Raw genomic sequence first — 14611 nt, 5'->3', positions numbered from 1 at the left:
CCGGAGCGTCGCAGGGACGGATGCGCCGCCGGGGCGGAGCCGCTTAGCGGGCCACCTCGGTGACCCGGCTCTCCCGGACCACCGTGACCCGGATCTGGCCCGGATAGGTCAGCTCCTCGGCGACCTGCTTGGCGACCTCGCGGGCGATCACCTGCGCCCCGAGGTCGTCCACCACCTCCGGGCGGACCATCACCCGGACCTCCCGGCCGGCCTGCATCGCGTAGACGTCGGCCACGCCGTCGTGCGCCCGGGCGATCTCCTCCAGCCGCTCCAGCCTGCGCACGTACGCCTCCAGCGACTCCTTGCGCGCGCCCGGCCGGCCGCCCGAGCAGGCGTCGGCGGCCTGCACCAGCACCGCCTCCACGGTCCGCGGCTCCACCTCGCCGTGGTGCGCGGCGATCGCGTGCACCACGTCCGCCGACTCGTCGTGCCGCCGGGCGAAGTCCGCGCCGACCGCCGCGTGGCTGCCCTCGACCTCGTGGGTCAGCGCCTTGCCGATGTCGTGCAGCAGCGCCGCGCGCCGCACCGGCTCCGGGTCCACCCCGAGCTCGGCGGCCATCATCCCGGCCAGGTGCGCCGACTCCACCAGGTGCCCGAGCACGTTCTGTCCGTAGGAGGCCCGGTAGCGCAGGGTGCCCAGGGTGCGGACCAGCTCCGGGTGCATGCCGCCGACCCGGACGGCGAGCAGCGCGTCCTCGCCGGCCCGCACGCAGCGGCGTTCGACCTCTTCGCGGCTGCGGGCGTGGACGTGCTCGATCCGCAGCGGGTGGATCCGGCCGTCCTCGACCAGCTGTTCCAGGGTGAGCCGGGCGGTCTCCCGGCGGACCGGGTCGAAGCAGGAGAGCTGCACCACCGCCGGGGTGTCATCGATGATCAGATTGACGCCGGTGACGGCCTCGAAGGTCTTGATGTTGCGGCCCTCGCGCCCGATCACCCGGCCCTTCATCTCCTCGGTGGGCAGCCGGAACACCGACACCGCGGTCTCGGCGGTCTGCTCGGCCGCCAGGCGCTGGATCGCCCCGGCCACGATGCCCCGGGCCCGCTGCTCACCCTCCTCGCGGGCGGCGCGCTCGATCTCCCGGACGGTGACCGCCGCCTCCCGGCGGGCCTGCGCCTCGGCCTCGCGGACGACTTCGGCGCGGGCCTGCGCCGCGGAGAGCCCGGCGGTCCGTTCCAACTCGGCCGCCCGGTGCCGGACCAGCTCCTCCGCCTCGACCCTGGAACGCTTCACCTCGGCCGTCCGCTCGGCCAGTTCGCCCTCGCGGGCCCGCAGCCGGTCCAGCTCCCCGGCCAACCACTCCTCGCGCCGGTCGAGTTCGGCGCGCAGCCGGTCCGCCTGCCGCTCGGCCTGCCGCCGTGCCCGCTCGGTCTCGGCGGCGGCCCGGCGCTGCGCGCCGCGGAACCGCCGGGCCAGCAGCCAGGCCGTCACCAGGGCCGCCAGCACGGCCACCGCCAGCAGGGAGGCGGCCGATCCGGCGCTCACCGCGGTCCTCATGCTGCCCACTCCCCGTCCCGCCGCGGCACGCCGCCCGGGACCGTCGCGCGACCGGCCCGGAACCACCCGGTCGCGGGCGCGGCCGGGAGCGCGGCCGGGGGTGGCCGAGGGATGATCGACGTGCTCCCGCACTGAGTGCGAGGCTAGGCGCGGGTTACGAAACGGTCAAGACTGGCCAGGCAGTTGACCAACCCTCGGGTAACCCCGGGTGGCCCGGGCCTCAGTCCTCGTACGCCGTGTCCCCGTACGCCCCGTCCCACTCCCCGGCGCCGCTCTCCTCCTCGTCCAGCGCCTCCCGGACGACCCGGAAGGCCAGCCCTTCGGAGTAGCCGCGCCGGGCGAGCATGCCGACCAGCCGGCGGGTGCGGGTCTGTCGCTCCAGGCCCCGGGTGGTCCGCAGCCGGCGCTCGACCAGGGCGCGGGCCGCCTCGGTCTCGTCGTCCGGGTCGAGCTGGGCGAGGGCCTGCTCGGCGAGCTCGCCGGTGACCCCCTTGGTCCGCAGCTCCTGGGCCAGCGCTCGCCGGGACAGGCCGCGCACGCTGTGCCGGGACTCCACCCAGGCCCGGGCGAAGGCCGCGTCGTCGATCAGCCCGACCTCCTCCAGCCGGGTCAGCACCTCCTCGGCGACCTCGTCCGGGATCTCCCGCTTGCGCAGGGCGTCGGCGAGCTGCTTGCGCGTCTTGGCGGCGCCGGTGAGCAGCCGCAGGCAGATGTCCCGGGCCCGGGACTCGGGATCGGCCGGCTCCTCGGCCCGGCCGCGCCGTGCCCCTCCGCCGGACCGCTCGTCCGCGCCCGCACCGCCGTCGTCGCCGCCTCCGGCGCCCTCCCCGGTCCCGGCTCGCCGGGTACGGCCGGAGCGCCGCCTCGGCCGTTCCGCGGGGAACGCCGGGGCGGGGGCGGCCGCACCCCCGTGACCGGCCGCCCCCGCTCCGTCGCCCCCGTCGGCCCCCTCGCCCTCACCGGCCGACCGGCCGGGGGGCTGCTCCGCGACCAGCGCCGAGCGGCGCCGACGCCGTCCGGCCGGCAGCTCGGAGGCGGAGACGAGCCCGAGCTCGCCGGCGTCCGCCGGGCGCCCCGCAGGCCGCCGCGCGGACCGGACGCGCCCCGCCGCGCGCTCGGGCGCGGGCTCCGGAGCGGGTTCCGGTTCGGCCACGGCCGCGAACCAGTCCGGCGGCCCGTAGTCGTCGTCCTCCGGGCCGGTCGGCCCACTGTGCTGCGTCAACGGCTCAGGCCTTGGCGGCCGCCGCCGTCTTCTTCGCCGCGGCCGTCTTGGCGGCGGTCGCGGTGATCGGCTTGGCCGCGCCCTCGGCGGCACCCGCCGCCTCGGTCCCGGCCGGCTCCTCGACCTTCGGGCCGATGCCCAGCTTGCCCTTGATCTTGCGCTCGATCTCGTCGGCCAGCTGCGGGTTGTCCCGCAGGAAGTTGCGGGCGTTCTCCTTGCCCTGGCCGAGCTGGTCGCCCTCGTAGGTGTACCAGGCGCCCGACTTGCGGATGAAGCCGTGCTCGACGCCCATGTCGATCAGGCCGCCCTCGCGGCTGATGCCCACGCCGTAGAGGATGTCGAACTCGGCCTGCTTGAACGGCGCGGCGACCTTGTTCTTGACGACCTTGACGCGGGTGCGGTTGCCGACCGCCTCGGTGCCGTCCTTCAGGGTCTCGATCCGGCGGATGTCCAGACGCACCGAGGCGTAGAACTTCAGCGCCCGGCCACCGGTCGTGGTCTCCGGCGAGCCGAACATCACGCCGATCTTCTCGCGCAGCTGGTTGATGAAGATCGCGGTGGTGTTCGACTGGTTCAGCGCACCGGCGATCTTCCGCAGCGCCTGGCTCATCAGACGGGCCTGCAGACCGACGTGCGAGTCGCCCATCTCACCCTCGATCTCCGCGCGCGGGACCAGCGCCGCCACGGAGTCGATGATCACCAGGTCGATCGCGCCGGAGCGGATCAGCATGTCGGTGATCTCCAGGGCCTGCTCACCGGTGTCCGGCTGGCTGACCAGCAGGGCGTCGGTGTCCACGCCGAGCTTCTTGGCGTACTCCGGGTCGAGCGCGTGCTCCGCGTCGACGAAGGCGACCGTGCCGCCGGCCTTCTGGGCGTTGGCCGCCAGGTGCAGGGTCAGCGTGGTCTTTCCGGAGGACTCGGGGCCGTAGATCTCGATCACTCGGCCGCGCGGGATGCCGCCGACCCCGAGGGCGACGTCCAGGGCGGTGGACCCGGTGGAGATCACCTCGACGGGCTCGTTGGCCTTCTCGCCGAGGCGCATCACCGAGCCCTTGCCGAACTGCCGCTCGATCTGGGCGAGCGCCGTCTCAAGGGCCTTCTCGCGGTCCGTACCTGCCATGGCTTCCACCCTCGGGTTCTGTGCTGTGCGCTTCATCGTCCTCGACGCTAGCGCGTCCCACCGACAATCGGCTCCGACCGGGCTCAGCCTGGGGAGAACTCTGCGCCGGAGAGTACAAAGAACAAGTGTTCGAATCAAGCCGGGGCCGTTCGAGCCGTCGGTCCGGCCCCGGCTCCGGGCCCCGTTCCGGCCCGCGCTCCGGATCCGTTCGAGCCCGTTCGAGCCCTATCGCCGCTCCGTCCCCCCGGCGTCGCCGGAGTCCCGGGAGTCCGCGCCGACCATCCGGCGCAGCCTGCGCGCCGCCTCCCGGCGCAGCTCCCGCCGCTGCCGGCGCTGCTCGCCGCGATCGATCCGCGGGTCGGTCACCTCGTACCGCCGCACGTACGTGCCGACGAAGCCCTGCAGGGTGGCCGCCGCCGGGATGGCGATCAGCGCGCCGACCCCGCCCAGCAGCGCCGCGCCCGCGATCACCGCGCCGAACGCCACCGCCGGGTGCACGTCGACCGTCTTCGCGGTGATCCGCGGGTGCAGCAGGTAGTTCTCGATCTGCTGGTAGACCGTCACGAAGACCAGCACCCACAGCGCGTCCATCGGCTGGTCGGTGGTGAGCGCCACCAGGACCGGCAGCGCCCCCGCCAGATAGGTGCCGATGGTCGGCACGAACTGCGACATGACGCCGACCCAGACCGCCTGCGCCGCCGCGTACGGCAGGTCCAGCAGTGCGAACATCACCCAGTGCGCGAGCGCCGACGCGACCGCGAGCAGGGCCCGGGAGTAGAGGTAGCCGCCGGTCTTGGCCAGCGCGATCTCCCAGGCACGCAGCACCTCGGCCTGCTTGGCGGGCGGCAGCATCGAGCAGACGGTCCGCCGCACCCTGGGGCCGTCGGCGGTGAAGTAGAAGGTGAACAGGCCGACCGTGAACGCCTGGAACAGTCCGCCGATCAGGGTCGAGGAGACGCCCCAGACGTTGTCCGCGGCCTGCTGCGCGTAGCTCTCGATCGCGCCGGAGTCCTTGAGCAGCTTCTTCTGCAGCTCGTCCAGCGAGAGGTCCTGGTGGAAGGTGCTGTTGATCCAGGTGATCAGGTTGTCGAGCAGGTGCGGGAGGTCGCTCGCGATCTTCGCCACCTGGTCGACCAGCAGGGTGCCGAGCGCGGTCAGGAAGCCGCCGACGGCGATCGCCACCGCGACGAAGACCAGGAAGGTGCCCACCCCGCGGCGCACCCCGCGCGCGGCCATCCGGTCCACCGCCGGCTCCAGCGCCAGCGACAGGAAGAAGGAGACCAGCAGCATCACGAAGAGGTCGATCAGCTCGTGGAAGGCCCAGTCGGCGAGCTGGAAGAGCCCGACCATGACCAGCGCCAGCACCATCGCCCGGGGCAGCCACCGCGGCATCCCGGAACCCCAGAGGCCGTCCCCCGCGGTGCGGGCCGGGGCCGGCCCGGAGGGCGGGGAGGCGGGCGTAGGGCCCGCGACCTCGTCGACGACCTGCGCCGACCTGTCCGAATTCTGCTGTTCTGCACTGCTTGCCACCCGCACAGTCTGACCCATGACCGACGTGTGTTCGAGCATCGGACGCCGACCGCGGGCGGTGTCCGGGACCGGACCGGGTCAGCGGAGCACCGGGGAGACGCCCTGGGTGTCGCAGACCACCCGCCAGACGTCCTTGGCCTCCCAGCCCGCCTCCAGCGCCTGGCGGACCGTCCGCCCGCCGAGCTCGCTCATCACGTGGTCGCTCGCGAAGGACTCCGCGTACGCCTCGCCGAAGTGCTCGTACATCCGCCGCCAGAACTCCGTCAGCCTCATGCCCACCAGTATCCCGGACCGCCGGGCGGCCCCGCCGACCCTCCTACGGGTGCCAGTCGGCCGCGGTCAGGGCGTACTCGACCTCGCCGTGCTCGCTGCCCGGGATCGCCTCCGGGTAGTCCTCGTGGAAGGTCCGCACGTACGAGAGGCCGGCCTTCTCCATCACCCGCCGCGAGCCGCGGTTGACCGCCATGGTGTACGCCACCACCCGTTCCACGCCGAGCCCGGTGAAGCCCCGGCGGATCAGCGCCCGGGCGCCCTCGGTGGCGTAGCCCCGCCCCCAGGCCGGGCGGCGCAGCCGGTAGCCCAGCTCGACCTCGGTGCGGCCGTCCAGCGGCCGGAACTCGAACCAGCCGAGGAAGGCCCCGCCCTCCCGTTCCTCGGCGGCCCACCAGCCGAGGTCGCCGTGGCGGCGGTAGTGCTCGAAGTAGAGCGGGAGCAGTGCGGACTCGACCACCTCCCGCGGGGTGGGCCGCCCGCCGGTGAGGTAGCGGGTGACCTCCGGGTCGGAGTCCAGTTCGACCAGCGCGTCCACGTCGGCGGCGGTGAAGCGGCGCAGCACCAGCCGCTCGGTGGTGAGGAAGACGTCCATCCCCCGATCGTCGCCCGTCCGCCCCGGGCCGTCACCCGGTTTTCCGGGCCGCCCGCTCAGCGCGGCAGGACCAGCGCCCCGGCACCGTAGTACTCGCGGTCGCCGCAGGCGTGCGGGCCGGGCGGGCAGGCGGCGTCCGCGGTGGCGGCCAGCAGGGCGGCGAGCCGGTCGGAGTCCCAGTCCGGGTGCAGCGCGGCGGCCACCGCGACCGCGCCGCTGACGTGCGCGGCGGCCATCGAGGTGCCGGCCAGCGCGGCGTACCGGCCGCCGGGCCAGTCGGAGACCACCGCGCCCTGGACGCCGCCGTCGGGATTCCCGCCGGGGGCGGCCAGCGAGACCCGGCCGCGCCCGTGGTTGGTGTAGGCGGACGGGCGGCCGTCCCGGTCGAGGGCGGTCACGGTGACCACCCCGGGCAGCTCGCCGGGCAGCCGGACGCACTCGGGGCCGAGGGAGCGGGACATCGGCGGCCCGCCGGTGCGGTCGTTGGGGCTGCGCTCGTCGGTGCGGCCGGCGCCGAGGTCCTGCGCGTCGTTGCCGGCCGAGGCGACCACCACCGCGCCCCGCCGGCGGGCGTAGTCGACGGCCCGGCCGACGGCGGCGGTCAGCGCCGCCTGGTCGGGGTCGTCGGGGCAGTTGTACTTCCACGGGTCGGCGAAGTAGCTGTTGTTGATCGCCCGGGCGCCGTGGTCGGCGGCCCAGAGCATGCCGCAGACGATGTTCTCGGCGTAGTACTGGCCGAGCGGGCCGAGCAGCCGGACGGCGGCGATCCGCACGCCGGGCGCGACCCCGCTGACGCCGCGGCCGTCCCGGGCGGCGCCGACGATCCCGGCGACATGGGTGCCGTGGCCGCTCTCGCCGACCCCGGCGTCGGGGCGCCAGGAACCGGTGCGGGCGTCGGGGCGGCCGTCGGTGCAGGAGGCGGAGCTCTTCGGGTCGACGGCGGCGCGCAGGTCGGGGTGGGTGTCGTCGACTCCGGAGTCGAGGACGGCGACCAGCACCTTGCGCAGGGCGTCGGCGCCGGGGGTGTCCGGGCCGTGCGGCGGGCGGGTGGTGTCCGCGTCCGCGCCGGGGGCGGCGCCGAGCAGCGCGAGGTTCCAGGCGTCGCGCTCGCCGGGGTCGGGGACCGTGACGGTGGTGTCGGCCTCGCCGACCCCGCCCTCGTCGCCGTCGCCCGTGCCGTCGCCCGTGCCGTCTCCCGCACCGCCACCGGTCCGGAAGTCGCCGGCGCCGTCCACCGACCGGGGCGGGCCGGGTACCGGCGCGGTGCGGGTGGCGCCGACGGCGGCCACCCCGGGCCGCCCGCGCACCCTCTCGGCGAAGCCGCCGGCGGCGTACGCCAGCACCACCCCGATCTGCGGGTACTCCTGGACGACCTGCCCGCCGGCCGCCCGGGCCTGCTCCGCCGCCCGGCCCGCCCCCTCGGCGTCCGCCCGCTCGGCGAGGACCAGGTAGCTGAGGTAGGCCCGCCCCGGCCCGGCGACGTACGGCACGGCGCCGCCGGCGACCAGCGCGGTGAGCAGCATCACGAGCAGGACCCGCAGCGGCCCCCGGCCCCGGCCCCGGCGCCGGGCGCCCCCGGCCGGCCCGGCCACCCGGACGGGGACCGGGACGGGACGGGAGCCGGACGGGTCCGCCTGCGCCATGGCACGGCCTCCGCTCGTCGGTCCCGGCGGCCGCACCGGGGCGGCCGGCCACCGGAGGGCTGGTCTTCACAGGAGCATCACAACGACTGAATCATCACGATATGAGCCGATTGTCAGCTCCGCCTTTCCGGTTGCCCCGAACGGCCACCGTCCCCGGCGGACCCGCCCCCTTGTCGGTGCCACCGGGCACCATGGGGACATGGCGACCGCGCACCCGACCCCGTCCCCGGCCGACCCGCTGGCCGGCTTCGCCCCCGCCACCCGGGCCTGGTTCGGCGGCGCCTTCTCCGCGCCCACCACCGCCCAGGCCGAGGCCTGGCGCGCCATCGCCCGGGACACCGACGTCCTGGTGGTCGCCCCCACCGGCTCCGGCAAGACCCTCGCGGCCTTCCTGTCCGCCCTGGACCGGCTCAGCAGCACCCCGCCCCCCGCCGAGCCCAAGCGCCGCTGCCGGGTCCTCTACATCTCCCCGCTCAAGGCCCTCGCGGTCGACGTCGAGCGCAACCTCCGCGCCCCGCTGGCCGGCCTGCGCCAGGCCGCCGTCCGGCTCGGCCTGCCCGAACCCGACGTCCAGGTCGCCATCCGCTCCGGCGACACACCCGCCGCCGACCGCCGCCGCTTCGCCACCCACCCGCCGGACATCCTCATCACCACCCCCGAGTCGCTCTTCCTGCTGCTCACCTCCGCCTCCCGGGACGCCCTGCGCGGCATCGACACGGTGATCCTGGACGAGGTGCACGCGGTCGCCGGCACCAAGCGCGGCGCCCACCTCGCGCTCTCCCTGGAGCGGCTGGACGAGCTGCTCGACCGCCCGGCCCGCCGGATCGGCCTGTCCGCCACCGTCCGGCCGGTCGAGGAGGTGGCCCGCTTCCTCAGCCCCGGGCGCGGCGCCGAGGTGGTCCAGCCGCCCGCCGCCAAGGAGTTCGACCTCTCCGTGGTCGTCCCCGTCCCCGACCTCGACGACCTGCCCGCCGCCCCCGCCCTCGGCGGCGCGGCCGAGAGCGACCCGCAGCGTCAGGCCTCGATCTGGCCGCACGTCGAGGAACGGATCGTCGACCTCGTCCAGTCCCACCGCTCGACCATCGTCTTCGCCAACTCCCGCCGCCTCGCCGAGCGGCTCTGCAACCGGCTGAACGAGATCGCCCACGAACGCGCCACCGGCACCGCCCTGCCCGAGGCGCACGCCCCCGCCCAGCTGATGGGCGGCTCCGGCGCCGCCAAGGGCGCCCCGGCGGTGATCGCCCGCGCCCACCACGGCTCGGTCTCCAAGGAGCAGCGGGCCCTGGTCGAGGAGGACCTCAAGGCCGGCCGGCTGCCCGCCGTGGTCGCCACCTCCAGCCTGGAGCTCGGCATCGACATGGGCGCCGTCGAACTGGTGGTCCAGGTCGAGTCCCCGCCCTCGGTCGCCTCCGGCCTCCAGCGGGTCGGCCGGGCCGGCCACCAGGTCGGGGCGGTCTCCACCGGCGTGGTCTTCCCCAAGTACCGGGGCGACCTGGTGCAGTCCGCGGTGGTCACCGAGCGGATGCGGGCCGGGCGGATCGAGGCGCTGCGCATCCCGCGCAACCCGCTCGACGTGCTCGCCCAGCAGCTGGTCGCGATGACCGCGATGGACACCTGGCAGGTCGACGAGCTGCTCACCGCCGTCCGCCGGGCCGCGCCGTTCGCCACCCTCCCGCAGTCCGCCTTCGACGCGGTGCTCGACATGCTGGCCGGCCGCTACCCCTCGGACGCCTTCGCCGAGCTGCGCCCCCGCCTGGTCTGGGACCGGGTGGCCGGCACCGTCAGCGGACGCCCCGGCGCCCAGCGGCTCGCCGTCACCTCCGGCGGAACCATCCCCGACCGGGGCCTGTTCGGCGTCTTCATCGCCGGCACGGACCCCAAGAAGGGTGGTGGCGGGCGACGCGTGGGAGAGCTGGACGAGGAGATGGTCTACGAGTCCCGGGTCGGTGACGTCTTCACCCTCGGCACCACCTCCTGGCGGATCGAGGAGATCACCCACGACAAGGTGATGGTCACCCCCGCCCCCGGCATCCCCGGCCGGCTCCCGTTCTGGAAGGGCGACAGCCTCGGCCGCCCGCTCGAACTCGGCCGCGCCCTCGGCGCCTTCACCCGCGAACTCGGCGCGCTCGACCCGCAGACCGCCACCGTCCGGCTGAAGCGGGCCGGCCTGGACGACTGGGCCGCCGGCAACCTGCTCGACTACCTCGCCGAGCAGCGCGCCGCCTGCGGCCACCTCCCCGACGACCGCACCATCGTGGTCGAGCGCTTCCGCGACGAGCTCGGCGACTGGCGGATCGTCGTGCACTCCCCCTTCGGCGCCCAGGTGCACGCCCCCTGGGCGCTCGCCCTCGCCGCCCGGCTGCGCGAGAAGCACGGCCTCGACCCGCAGGTCATGCACGCCGACGACGGCATCGTGCTCCGGCTCCCGGACGCCGACCTGCTCGACTTCCCCTCCGCCGAGCCCACCGAGCCGGTCACCGACGACGCCCCGGTCGGCGCCGACGCCACCCTGTTCGACCCGCAGGAGATCGAACAGCTGGTCACCGACCAGGTCGGCGGCTCCGCCCTGTTCGCCTCCCGCTTCCGCGAGTGCGCCGGCCGCGCCCTGCTGCTCCCGCGCCGCAACCCCGGCAAGCGCACCCCGCTCTGGCAGCAGCGCCGGCGCGCCGCCCAACTGCTGGAGGTCGCCGCCGAGTACGGCTCCTTCCCGATCGTGCTGGAGGCCGTCCGCGAATGCCTCCAGGACGTCTTCGACGTCCCCGGCCTGGTCGAGCTGATGGGAGACCTCGAATCCCGCGCCGTCCGGCTGGTCGAGGTCACCACCCCCGAGCCCTCCCCGTTCGCCCGCTCACTGCTCTTCGGCTACGTCGCCCAGTTCCTCTACGAGGGCGACTCCCCGCTCGCCGAACGCCGCGCCGCCGCCCTCTCGCTGGACTCCCGGCTGCTGTCCGAACTCCTCGGCCAGGCCGAGCTGCGCGAACTGCTCGACCCGCAGGTCCTCGCCGAGCTGGAGGCCGAACTCCAGCGGCTCACCCCCGAGCGCCGGATCAGGGACGCCGAGGGCGTCGCCGACGCGCTGCGCCTGCTCGGCCCGCTCAGCGAGGCCGAACTGACCGCCCGCGGCGCCGAGCCGCTCTGGGCCCTCGAGCTGGAGGCCGCCCGCCGGGTGATCCAGGTCCGGATCGGCGGCGAGCAGCGCTGGGCCGCCATCGAGGACGCCGGCCGGCTGCGCGACGCCCTCGGCACCCCGCTGCCGGTCGGCGTGCCCGAGGCGTTCACCGAACCGGTCAAGGACCCGCTGGGCGACCTGCTCGCCCGGCACGCCCGCACCCACGGCCCGTTCACCGCCGCCGAGGCCGCCGCCCGCTACGGCCTGGGCACCGCCGTGGTCACCGGCACCCTGCACCGCCTGACCGCCACCGGCCGCCTGGTCCAGGGCGAGTTCACCCCGCCCGTCGCCCACCACCACCCTTCTTCGGAAGGGCTTCGCGCCGCCCCTCTCGAGGGCCACACCGCCACCGTCGAGTGGTGCGACGCCGAGGTCCTGCGCCGGCTGCGCCGCCGTTCACTGGCCGCCCTGCGCCAGGAGGTCGAACCCGTCCCGCCGCGCGCCCTGGCCGCCTTCCTGCCCCAGTGGCAGCACCTGGCCGGCCACCGGCTGCGCGGCCCGGACGGCCTGCTCCGGGTGGTCGAACAGCTCCAGGGCACCGCCCTGCCCGCCTCCGCCCTGGAGAAGCTGGTCCTCCCGGCCCGGCTCGCCGACTACTCCCCCGGTCTGCTCGACGAGCTGATGGCGGCCGGCGAGATCGGCTGGGCCGGCGCCGGCGCGCTGCCCGGCAAGGACGGCTGGATCAGCCTGCACCTGGCCGAGAACGCCCACCTGCTGCGCCCCGAACCGGTGCCGCCCACCGTCACCCCGGTGCACACCGCCCTGCTGGAGGCCCTGACCGGCGGCTACGGACTGTTCTTCCGCCAACTGACCGCCCACCTCCCGGAGACGCCCGAGCCGGAGGTCGTCGAGGCCCTGTGGGACCTCGTCTGGGCCGGTTACGTCAGCAACGACACCCTCGCCCCGCTGCGCGCCCTGCTCGGCTCCGGCCGGACGGCCGGCGCCACCGCCCACCGGGCGCCCCGGGCCACCCCGCGCGGCCGCTTCGGCGGCGCCGGGCGCCCCTTCGGCCGGGTCGGCGGCGCGCTGCGCAGCGGCCCCCCGACGGTCGGCGGCCGGTGGTCGCTGCTGCCCGCGTTCGCCGCCGACCCGACCGTCCGGGCCACCGCCCGGGCGCAGAACCTGCTGGACCGGCACGGCCTGCTCACCCGGGGCACGGTCGCCGCCGAGCGGATCCCGGGCGGCTTCGCCGGGGTCTACCGGGTGCTCGCCGCCATGGAGGAGCGCGGCCGAACCCGCCGGGGCTACTTCGTGGAGGGGCTGGGCGGCGCCCAGTTCGCCATGGAGGGCGCGGCCGACCGGCTGCGCTCGGTCAGCGGCCGGCTGGAGCGGGCGCGGGGCGCCGAGTGGCCGGCCGCCCCGTCCGCCGAGCCGCCACAGGCCCTGGTGCTGGCCGCCGCCGACCCGGCCAACGCCTACGGCGCCGCGCTGGCCTGGCCCGAGCCTCCCGCCGGGTCCACCGAGGCGGCGGGCAAGGCGCACCGGCCGGGCCGGAAGGCCGGCGCCCTGGTGGTGCTGGTCGACGGCGAGCTGTGCCTGTACGTGGAGCGCGGCGGGAAGTCGCTGCTGGCCTGGGCCCAGGAGGAGGCCACCCTGGCCGCGGCGGCGCAGGCGCTGGCCGGGGCGGCCCGGGCCGGGGCGCTGGGCAGCGTCACCGTCGAACGGGCCAACGGCGAACCGGCCCTCGGGTCCGCACTCGGCGCCGCCCTGGAGCAGGCGGGCTTCCACGCCACCCCGCGCGGTCTGCGGCTGCGCCCCTGAGCCGGGAACGCCCGCAGACCGGAAGGCGACCAGCGGCCGGACGGACGACGAGGGCCGCGGGACCGGATCGGTCCCGCGGCCCTCGTCCGCGTCTTGTTCACCCCGTCCGGGGAGCCTCCCACCGGGTCTCCGCCAGGGCGTCCGGCTCGTCCGTCCGCTGCCGCGACGGCCCGGTGGACCGCCAGTCGGCGTGGACCGGGATCAGCCCGAGCCCCCAGCCGCCGGCCGCCAGCAGGCCGAGCGCCGCACCGCCGGGCAGTGGCCCGGAGCCGTCCGCCAGCCACCAGCCGAACCCGCCGGCCAGGACCGCCAGCAGCGCCAGGCCCGAGCGGACCGGCCGGAACCGCACCCACCGGGACCGTATTCGGGCCCCGGCACACGTCACCGCCGCACTGCGCACGACCGCCTCCTTCGCTCAACCCGGGCCGGATGGGGCCCGTACCGAGGCCAGGTCAGGCGGCGACCACGTCCATCGCGGCGGCCTTGGGCGACATGTTCGCCCGGTCGGTGCCGGGAGCCGGCAGCGGAACCGGTTCGAGCACCGGCCTCAGCAGTTCACCTTCGGAGAGGGTGGCCATCGCCGCAAGTTCGGCGAGCGACAGTTCGTCGCTGACCTCGCGCATGACCTCGGACATCCGGACGTCGAGCGCGTCGCAGATGGCGGAGAGCAGCTCCGAGGAGGCCTCCTTCTGTCCCCGCTCGACCTCGGAGAGGTATCCGAGCGAAACCCTGGCGGCCGCCGACACCTCGCGGAGTGTGCGGCCCTGGCGCTGGCGCTGCCGACGCAGTACATCGCCCAGTAGGCGACGGAGCAGGATCATCGGTGCCTCCCTCCTCGGACTGCGGATCGAGATGTCACGCCCCCACCGTACCGCCTTGCCCGCTTCGCGTGCGGGGACCATGGTCGTGTTCACTCTGGGCTGCAAGGCTGTCCCCTCCCCTGTTTCGGTGTCGCACCCGGGTCGGCGGGCACGTCGCCGTACCCTCCGGGCGGCACTCGGCCACCGCTACGCCACTCGCTCGCCACCTGGTTTCTGCCCAACCAGGCACTCCGATGTAACACGATCCTCCAGATGTGCGATGCCCGCACGCCGGTTCGACAGGTCCCGGTTCGGTCGGGATCCCGGCGTACGGCCCCCGGCGAGGACCGGGGCCGGGGGTGACGGGTGGCCGGTGGGACGGACGGTGACAGAGGTGCGGACGACGGTTCAGTGCGCGGGCGTACCGGACGGGAGCCGCCCGACGAGCAGCTCCAGAGCGGCGGTCACCGCCCTGTGACGGATTGTGGCACGCTCTCCGGACAACCGTGGCGAACTGACCATAGTTCCCCCCGGACCGGCGACCGCGAGGTGCACCGTGCCGACCGGCCGGCCGTCCTGCGGCTCCGGGCCGGCCACCCCGGTCGTCGCGACCCCGTAGGTCGCCCCGAGCAGTTTGCGCACTCCCTCGGCCATCTGCCGGGCCACCACCGGGTGGACCGGGCCGTGGACGTCCAGCAGCCCCTCGTCGACGCCGAGCACCGAGGCCTTCAGTTCGGTTGCGTAGGCGGTCACCGAGCCCCGGAAGGTCGCCGACGCCCCGGGGACGTCCACCAGCGCGGCCGCCAGCAGCCCGCCGGTCAGCGACTCCGCGACGGCCACCGTGCCGCCCTGGGCCCGCAGCGCGGTGTGCGCCCGCTCGGCCAGCCGGTAGTCGGCGGCCCCGGTCCCCGCGGCCTCGGCTGCACCACTCATCCCGACGTCCCTCCCTCGCGCTCCCCCCGGGCCCGTCCCGGAGTACCCGCCATTCTGGGGCCCGGGGAGCGGC

Annotated in this window: 11 protein-coding genes; 1 reads left to right on the top strand and 10 read right to left on the bottom strand. The window is 75.6% G+C overall.

Annotated elements, in window-relative coordinates; translation table 11 throughout:
* Positions 1–43: 43 nt before the first annotated feature.
* From rny to ACFU9E_RS26615, 7 genes are all read right to left on the bottom strand, one after another.
* Positions 44–1495 carry a ribonuclease Y gene (gene rny, locus ACFU9E_RS26645; RefSeq protein WP_380689944.1) on the bottom strand — a complete coding sequence of 484 codons (1452 nt, stop codon included), beginning with the start codon at positions 1493–1495 and terminating at the stop codon, positions 44–46.
* Positions 1496–1715: 220 nt separating this feature from the next.
* Positions 1716–2717, bottom strand: coding sequence for a recombination regulator RecX (recX, locus tag ACFU9E_RS26640; protein WP_380715406.1), 1002 nt, complete (start codon positions 2715–2717; stop codon positions 1716–1718).
* 4 nt (positions 2718–2721) lie between these two features.
* Positions 2722–3837 (bottom strand): recombinase RecA, encoded by a 1116-nt coding sequence (gene recA, locus ACFU9E_RS26635; RefSeq protein WP_380685276.1) that lies wholly within the window; start codon positions 3835–3837, stop codon positions 2722–2724.
* 225 nt (positions 3838–4062) lie between these two features.
* Positions 4063–5367, bottom strand: a complete 1305-nt coding sequence (locus ACFU9E_RS26630) for an AI-2E family transporter (RefSeq protein ID WP_380685278.1) — start codon at positions 5365–5367, stop codon at positions 4063–4065.
* A gap of 78 nt (positions 5368–5445) precedes the next feature.
* Positions 5446–5640, bottom strand: a complete 195-nt coding sequence (locus ACFU9E_RS26625; RefSeq protein WP_380685280.1) for a DUF3046 domain-containing protein — start codon at positions 5638–5640, stop codon at positions 5446–5448.
* Between the two features lie 43 nt (positions 5641–5683).
* Positions 5684–6232, bottom strand: a complete 549-nt coding sequence (locus tag ACFU9E_RS26620) for a GNAT family N-acetyltransferase (RefSeq protein ID WP_380685282.1) — start codon at positions 6230–6232, stop codon at positions 5684–5686.
* Between the two features lie 56 nt (positions 6233–6288).
* The gene (locus ACFU9E_RS26615; RefSeq protein WP_380685284.1) at positions 6289–7875 is read right to left on the bottom strand and encodes a S8 family serine peptidase; all 1587 of its coding nucleotides are present in this window, start codon (positions 7873–7875) and stop codon (positions 6289–6291) included.
* A gap of 199 nt (positions 7876–8074) precedes the next feature.
* On the opposite strand from ACFU9E_RS26615, the gene ACFU9E_RS26610 reads away from it, so the two are divergent.
* Complete coding sequence (locus ACFU9E_RS26610) at positions 8075–12805, top strand: ATP-dependent helicase (protein WP_380715404.1); 4731 nt, start codon at positions 8075–8077, stop codon at positions 12803–12805.
* Between the two features lie 97 nt (positions 12806–12902).
* Here the strand turns inward: ACFU9E_RS26610 and ACFU9E_RS26605 are convergent, their stop codons facing one another.
* The 3 genes from ACFU9E_RS26605 to ACFU9E_RS26595 form a co-directional block, all read right to left on the bottom strand.
* On the bottom strand, positions 12903–13154 hold the full coding sequence (locus ACFU9E_RS26605; RefSeq protein WP_380685688.1) for a hypothetical protein: 252 nt from the start codon (positions 13152–13154) through the stop codon (positions 12903–12905).
* 103 nt (positions 13155–13257) lie between these two features.
* Positions 13258–13626: a helix-turn-helix transcriptional regulator gene (locus tag ACFU9E_RS26600; RefSeq protein ID WP_350551437.1), complete on the bottom strand. Its 369-nt coding sequence runs from the start codon at positions 13624–13626 to the stop codon at positions 13258–13260.
* A 387-nt stretch (positions 13627–14013) separates the two neighbouring features.
* The gene (locus ACFU9E_RS26595; protein ID WP_380685690.1) at positions 14014–14538 is read right to left on the bottom strand and encodes a CinA family protein; all 525 of its coding nucleotides are present in this window, start codon (positions 14536–14538) and stop codon (positions 14014–14016) included.
* Between the last annotated feature and the right edge of the window lie 73 nt (positions 14539–14611).

The sequence above is a fragment of the Kitasatospora sp. NPDC057595 genome (assembly GCF_042800875.1).
Lineage (GTDB): Bacteria > Actinomycetota > Actinomycetes > Streptomycetales > Streptomycetaceae > Kitasatospora.
This window is presented reverse-complemented; position numbering and strand designations above follow the sequence as displayed.

Coding starts and splice junctions, on each gene's coding strand:
- ACFU9E_RS26620 (WP_380685282.1), bottom strand. CDS start 6,232: ATGGACGTCTTCCTCACCACCGAGCGGCTGGTGCTGCGCCGCTTCACC.
- recA (WP_380685276.1), bottom strand. CDS start 3,837: ATGGCAGGTACGGACCGCGAGAAGGCCCTTGAGACGGCGCTCGCCCAG.
- ACFU9E_RS26610 (WP_380715404.1), top strand. CDS start 8,075: ATGGCGACCGCGCACCCGACCCCGTCCCCGGCCGACCCGCTGGCCGGC.
- ACFU9E_RS26615 (WP_380685284.1), bottom strand. CDS start 7,875: ATGGCGCAGGCGGACCCGTCCGGCTCCCGTCCCGTCCCGGTCCCCGTC.
- ACFU9E_RS26600 (WP_350551437.1), bottom strand. CDS start 13,626: ATGATCCTGCTCCGTCGCCTACTGGGCGATGTACTGCGTCGGCAGCGC.
- rny (WP_380689944.1), bottom strand. CDS start 1,495: ATGAGGACCGCGGTGAGCGCCGGATCGGCCGCCTCCCTGCTGGCGGTG.
- ACFU9E_RS26595 (WP_380685690.1), bottom strand. CDS start 14,538: ATGAGTGGTGCAGCCGAGGCCGCGGGGACCGGGGCCGCCGACTACCGG.
- ACFU9E_RS26625 (WP_380685280.1), bottom strand. CDS start 5,640: ATGAGGCTGACGGAGTTCTGGCGGCGGATGTACGAGCACTTCGGCGAG.